A 6,000-nucleotide genomic window follows, 5' to 3' on the forward strand; every position below is an offset into this window, starting at 1 on the left:
ATCTTAGTGTGCATGAGACATACATCAGACCATCACTTCGATCATCGCCATTGCAGCGGCCGCGGCGGCCGCCACGGCCCGCCCGGCGGCGGCATGGGCGGCTTCGGCCACGGCGAGGGACGCCATCGCGGCGGCCGCCGCCGCATGTTCGATGCCGGCGAACTGCGCCTCGTCCTGCTGCTGCTGCTGGAGGCCCAGCCCCGGCACGGCTATGATTTCATTCGTGAAATCGAGGAACGCACCGGCGGCGCCTATGCCCCCAGCCCCGGCGTGGTCTATCCGACCCTGACCATGCTGGAGGACCTCAGCCAGATCGAGGAGACCCAGTCGGAAGGCCCCAAGCGCCTCTATGCCCTGACGGCCGCCGGCCGCGCGCAGCTTGAGGAACGCCGCGTGGAGGCCGAGGCCGCCATGGCCCGCCTGGTCGCCCTCGGTGCCGAAAGCAGCCGGATCGAGACCGGCCCGGTATGGCGCGCGATGCAGAACCTGAAGACGGTGCTGCAACAGCAGCTGGGCGAGGGCCGGGACAAGCAGATGACGCTCGACGTCGCCGAGTTGATCGACGAGGCCGCCCGCAAGATCGAACGCCTGTGAGCCCCCATGCCATCACCCGCGTCCGGCGCGAGACGCGCCGGCGCTGGCTCACCGTCGCCTCGGTCGAGCGGCTGACCCCCCGCATGCTGCGGATCGGCTTCGTCTCGCCCGAGCTTGGCGATTTCACCAGCGCTTCGCCCGACGATCACATCAAGCTGTTCTTCCCGGCCGGCGCGGAGAAGCCGCCGATGCGGGATTTCACCCCGCGGGCCTTCGACCCGGCAGGCGGCACGCTGGTGGTCGATTTCGCCCTGCATGAGGCGGGGCCGGCGATGCAATGGGCGATGGCCGCAGAGATCGGCCAGCGGCTGGAGATCGGCGGGCCACGCGGCTCGATGATCGTGCCGGATGATTTCGACTGGTATCTGCTGATCGGGGACGAAACCGCCCTGCCCGCGATCGGCCGCCGGGTGGAGGAGCTGCGCCCCGGCGTGCCGGTGACAACCGCCGTCGTCATCGCGGATGCGGGCGAACGGCAGGTTTTTGCGGCCAAGGCGGACTGGACCCCGCTCTGGGCCACCCGCGACAGCGCCTCGGGCGACGATGCCGCCTTGCTCATCGCCGCGCTGGCCGCCCATCCGCTGCCGCCCGGCGATGGCTTCGTCTGGATCGCGGCCGAGGCGACCGTCGCCCGGGCGCTACGCAGCCACCTCATCGAGGAACGGCAGCACCCGGCGCAATGGCTCAAGGCCTCCGGCTATTGGAAGCGCGGGCAGGCCGATGTGCATGAGCGGATCGGCGACTGACCCTCAGCCCGCCAGCCCACGCAGCGCGGCCAAAGCGGCGGGCGCCACGGTCAGCCCTGCCGCGCCGGCCCGCGCCGCCAGCCCGCGCCGCCGGTCCCCCGGCAGCCGCACGCCCGGATCGGCGAGCGCCGCCTCGGCCAGCGCCTCGATCCGGTCGAGGTAGACCGCGGTCCCGGCCAGCGCCCCCGGGTCCACCGCCAGCAGGAAGTGCCCGAGGCGCGGGCGATTGCCCTCGTCCTTGAAGAAGCTGTCCGCCTCGAAGCCGAAGGCGGCGCCGGTCAGGGCCACGCACAGCAACTCCACCACCAGCGCCAGCGCCGCCCCCTTCTCGCCCCCCATCGCCAGCATCGCGCCACCAAGGGCGGCCTTGGCATCGGTGGTGGGGGCGCCCTCGGCATCCAGCGCCCAGCCCTCGGGGATGGCCGTCCCCTCCTGCGCCGCCTTCATCACCCGCCCCCGCGCGACGGCGGACAGGGCCAGATCGACCACCAGCGGCGGCCCATCCCGGCGCGGGAAGGCTGCGGCGACCGGGTTGGTGCCGAGCAGCGGCCGCCGCCCCCCCGGCACCGGCATGGCCGAGGGCGAGTTGGTGAAGGCCAGCGCGACCAGCCCGCGCTCCGCGAGGCGCGCGACGGGCAGGCCCATGGCGCCGCTGTGCTGGCTGTCGGTGATGCCGACGCAGGCGATGCCGTATTCGGTCGCGCGGCGAAACACCTCGGCTTCGGCCAGCAGCAGCGCGGGATAGGCGAGCCCGTGGCGTGCCGAGATCAGCGCCGCGCCACCGCGTTCGGCGATGATGGTGGGCGCCGCCGCGCCATCCGCGCGGCCGTTGCGCAGGAAGGCGCAATACATGGCGACGCGGGACAGGCCGTGCCCGCCCTGCCCCATCGCCTCGGCCGCCACCAGCGCATCGGCGGTGGCCTCGGCCATGGCGGGCGCGGCCCCGGCGGCGCGCAGGGCGGCGGCAACCAGGGCATGGGCTTCGGTCAGCGGCAGCGTTGTCATGCGGGAAGCCTCGTCTCGATGCGGGCGAAGGCGATCAGGTCGCCGGCCGGCGTGTCGCGCAATTCGGGATGGATATGCGCGGCCCCGGGCGGCGGGGCCGGCCAGGCCAGCGCCTCGGTCACCGAGGTCACCGGAAACCCGGCGCGGGCAAAGGCGCCAAGCAGGGCGCCGAGCCCCAGCCGGTTCACGTAAAGCCCGCTGCGCCCGACCCACTCGCCCTCCCAGAATTGCGGGGAAAACCGCAGGGTGTTCAGCCCGGCGCCAACGTGGTCGTGGAAATCCACCGCATGCCGGCCGAGCGCGCCCGGCGCCGAAATTCGCCGCAACTCGGCCAGTAGCCCCGGCAGCGCGGCCCGGCGCACATGCTCCAGCGCGACATCGGAGATGATCAGATCGACCGACCCCGCCGGGATCGCGGCCAGCGCCTCCGGCCCGATCAGCAGCCGGGCGCCGCAGGCGGCGAGGGCGGCGGCGCGATCCTTGGCGGCGGAGAGGTCCGGCGCCGCCCAGCCACGCCCGGCGGCAAGGGCCGCGACCCGCGCATAGGCGGCGACATCCTGTGGCGCGTCATCCTCGACATCGGCGAACCAGACCTCGCGGCAGCCCAGGGCGGCATAGGCCGGCGCCCGCGCCACCATCCGCCCCGGCCCAAGCTCCAGCACCGAAACGGGCACCCGCCCGGTCAATGCCCGGTAGCGCGCAACATGGCCCGCCGGCTCGTCCAGCAGGCGGGAGGGGTCGTCAGCAATAAAACTATGGCGGCCGATGCCGATGCGGCGCAGCCCGTCCCGCGGCAGCCGCAGCGCCGCCAGAGCAAGCTTCACCCCAACCTTGCCCCACCAGGGCAGCGGCGCCCCAGCGGCATAGCCGGGCGGCAGTCCAGACCTTTCGACCGCCATCAGCGCCCTCGTTTTCCGGGCGGACCCTAGGCAGCACCCCCCGCCCGGTCAACGCGGCGCGGTCAGGGATCGAGGCGCATGTCGAAGGCCTGTTCCAGCGCGAGCCGCCCCGCCGGTGTCACCGCCACCGCCCGCGTGCCGTCGATGCGGCGCAGCCAGCCATGGCTGAAGCAGCCCCGGCACAGCGCCGCCCCCACGGCGCCGGCGATATGCGGGCGCCGTTCGCTCCAATCCAGGCACGGGCGGCAGAACACCCGCCCGCTGCTGCGCTGCTCCACCTCCACCCCCAGGCCCCGCAGGAAGCCGAGCCCGGCCTCGGTCAGGGCGGCGCCATCGGGCCGCAGGTCGATCTGCCCGCGCGCCACCATCCGATCGGCCATGGCCACCGCGATCCGCCCGGCCAGATGGTCGTAGCAGGTGCGGGCCAGGCGCATCGCGCGGTCGCGCGGCCCGACCACGGCAAGCTTGCGCGAGGGCGTGGCCAGCTCGGCCGAGACCGACATGATGCTCTCCAGCATCTGCGCGACGGCGGGGGTGGCCAGGCGGTGGTAGCGGTGCCGCCCCTGGCGCTCCATCGCCAGCAGCCCGGCCGTGGTCAGCCGCGCCAGATGGCCGCTGGCGGTCTGCGGCGTGATGCCGGCCGTGCGGGCCAGCTCGGCCGCCGTCAGGGCACGGCCATCCATCAACGCGGTCAGCATGCTGGCACGGGCTGGATCGCCGATCAGCGCTGCGGTCTCGGCGAAGGCGGACGTGCTCAGCACCGGGGCGGTTCCTCACGGTTGGAGGGCAATCCTACCATCCCGGACGGCCGCGCGCTTCGGCCACGGCCGTAGCATCGGCGGCGCGCGACATGGGACAGCCCCGGCCCAACAGCAGGATGGCCCGGATCATGCCCCCCTATTCCCGATCACGCGGCCCCAGGCACGAGACTGCCTGTGCCCGTGCCTGGCGATGGCTGCTGGACCGCCGCCATCTGGCCGACATGGACGACCGCCTGCTGCGCGACGTGGGGCTGACGCGGCAGGATGTGCTGCGCGGGCTGCCTTTCGCCGCCGCTGATGGGCCGCAGCGCCCGGCGCCGGCCCCGCCGCGCGAGGATTGGGCGGGAGGGTCTTCGGCTGGCGGGTCGCCTGGGCCGCCGGTCCGCACGCCAGCCACGCCGCGCTGATCCAGGGGGGCGCACTGTTCGAGTGCGGCCAAATCTGCCAAGTCTTGCGACTGTCAATAAACAGGGGCGACACATGGCCGGGGTATTCTGGAACGACGGCGTCTGGACCACTGAGGAACAGAAGCTGACCGGCCCGATGGACCACGCTTTCTGGCTGGGTTCGACCGTCTTCGACGGCGCCCGTTCCATCAAGGGCATGGTCCCCGACCTCGATCTGCATTGCGCCCGCGTGGTGCGTTCGGCCGCCGCGATGCAGATGCGCGCGACCCTGGCGGCCGAGGAGATCGAGGCGCTGTGCCGCGAAGGCGTGCGGCGCATGGGGCCGGAGGCGGTGCTCTATATCCGCCCGATGTTCTTCGCCCGTCGCGGCATGGTCCCGGTCCGGCCCGATCCGGACAGCACGACCTTCACCTTGGCGATCTACGACGCCCCGATGCCCGGAAATGCCGGGTTTTCCGCCGTCCTGGCCCCGTTCCGGCGGCCCGCGCCCGATATGGCGCCGACCGATGCCAAGGCCTCCTGCCTCTATCCGAACAGCGGCCGCGCCGCGACCTGGGCCTTCGAGCGCGGCTACGACAATGCCGTGGTGCTGGATATCGAGGGCAATATCGCGGAATTCGCCTCGGCCAATCTGATGCTGGTCAAGGATGGGGTGGTCTATACGCCCTCGGTGAATGGCGCCTTCCTGAACGGCATCACCCGCCAGCGCGTGATCGGCCTGCTGCGCGGCGCCGGGATCGAGGTGCGGGAAGAAAAGCTGGCGCCCGAGCGGCTGGATGACGCCGACGAGATCTTCTCGACTGGCAATTACGGCAAGGTGCAGGCCTGCACCCGCTATGGCGCGCGCAACCTCAACGCCGGGCCCGTCGCGGCCGAGGCGCGACGGCTGTATATGGCGTTCTGCGAGCAGTCCCGGATCCTGCCCGCCGCCGCCTGATCAGGCGGGCTTGGAGCATTTTCAACTCGGGCAGAGTCACCCGACAACTCAGAAAATGCGCCAAAAACAACAAGCCAAAGCGGTTGACGTGAGCGCAAGCGAACGGAAACCGCTCCAGGCTCAGGACCCATTAATCTCTTGCCCCGACGCGGACGGGCATGATTCATCTCCTGGCGGAGGTGCCGCCATGGCTGATGTTGTCCTGCTCTCACCCGCTCAAATGGCGCGGATCGCGCCCTTCTTCCCGCTCTCGCACGGCGCCCCAGGGTGGATGACCGTCGTGTCGTCAGCGGCATCGTCTTTGTCATCCGCAACGGTCTGCGCTGGCGCGACGCGCCACCCGCCTACGGCCCGCACAAGACCCTGTACAACCGCTTCATCCGATGGAGCCGCCTGGGCGTCTTCGACCGCATCTTCGCAGGGCTCGCGGGCCAGGCGGACCGGCTGATGATCGACCGCACGCACCTCAAGGCCCACCGCACCGCCGCAAGCCTGCTCAAAAAGGGGCTGTTCCCCGCCGTATCGGACGTACCAAGGGCGGGCTGAGCTCCAAGCTCCACGCCGTCTGTGATGGCCAGGGACGGCCCATCATCATGCTGCTGTCCGAAGGGCAGATGAACGACCACAAAGGCGCCGCCCTGCTGGTCGAGG

At 71.7% G+C, this 6,000-nt stretch carries 7 protein-coding genes and 1 pseudogene; 5 read left to right on the forward strand and 3 right to left on the reverse strand.

Features of this window, described 5'->3' with window-relative positions:
* Positions 1–12 precede the first annotated feature (12 nt).
* Both C8P66_RS24180 and C8P66_RS21935 read left to right on the forward strand, forming a co-directional pair.
* Positions 13–594, forward strand: a complete 582-nt coding sequence (locus tag C8P66_RS24180) for a PadR family transcriptional regulator (protein WP_158537349.1) — start codon at positions 13–15, stop codon at positions 592–594.
* A complete protein-coding gene (locus C8P66_RS21935) occupies positions 591–1,340 on the forward strand; it encodes a siderophore-interacting protein (RefSeq protein WP_245903734.1) in 750 nt (249 codons plus the stop codon). Before C8P66_RS24180 ends, C8P66_RS21935 begins: the two co-directional genes overlap by 4 nt.
* A 3-nt stretch (positions 1,341–1,343) precedes the next feature.
* On the opposite strand, the gene C8P66_RS21940 is transcribed toward C8P66_RS21935, so the two are convergent.
* From C8P66_RS21940 to C8P66_RS21950, 3 genes are all read right to left on the reverse strand, one after another.
* Positions 1,344–2,345 (reverse strand): Ldh family oxidoreductase, encoded by a 1,002-nt coding sequence (locus C8P66_RS21940; RefSeq protein WP_111400429.1) that lies wholly within the window; start codon positions 2,343–2,345, stop codon positions 1,344–1,346.
* Entirely contained in the window at positions 2,342–3,244 is a 903-nt protein-coding gene (locus tag C8P66_RS21945) for a class I SAM-dependent methyltransferase (protein WP_111400430.1), read from the reverse strand. The genes C8P66_RS21940 and C8P66_RS21945 overlap by 4 nt, the downstream gene beginning before the upstream one ends.
* 62 nt (positions 3,245–3,306) lie before the next feature.
* Positions 3,307–4,005 carry an ArsR/SmtB family transcription factor gene (locus C8P66_RS21950; RefSeq protein ID WP_111400431.1) on the reverse strand — a complete coding sequence of 233 codons (699 nt, stop codon included), beginning with the start codon at positions 4,003–4,005 and terminating at the stop codon, positions 3,307–3,309.
* Positions 4,006–4,133: 128 nt separating this feature from the next.
* Between C8P66_RS21950 and C8P66_RS21955 the strand changes: the two genes are divergently transcribed.
* The 3 genes and pseudogenes from C8P66_RS21955 to C8P66_RS24570 form a co-directional block, all read left to right on the forward strand.
* On the forward strand, positions 4,134–4,412 hold the full coding sequence (locus C8P66_RS21955) for a DUF1127 domain-containing protein (RefSeq protein WP_158537350.1): 279 nt from the start codon (positions 4,134–4,136) through the stop codon (positions 4,410–4,412).
* 73 nt (positions 4,413–4,485) lie between these two features.
* On the forward strand, positions 4,486–5,349 hold the full coding sequence (locus C8P66_RS21960; RefSeq protein WP_111400433.1) for a branched-chain amino acid aminotransferase: 864 nt from the start codon (positions 4,486–4,488) through the stop codon (positions 5,347–5,349).
* Between the two features lie 187 nt (positions 5,350–5,536).
* Positions 5,537–6,000 (forward strand): annotated as a pseudogene (locus tag C8P66_RS24570) (IS5 family transposase); the annotation flags it as partial.

It is taken from the genome of Humitalea rosea, from assembly GCF_003253705.1.
Lineage (GTDB): Bacteria > Pseudomonadota > Alphaproteobacteria > Acetobacterales > Acetobacteraceae > Humitalea > Humitalea rosea.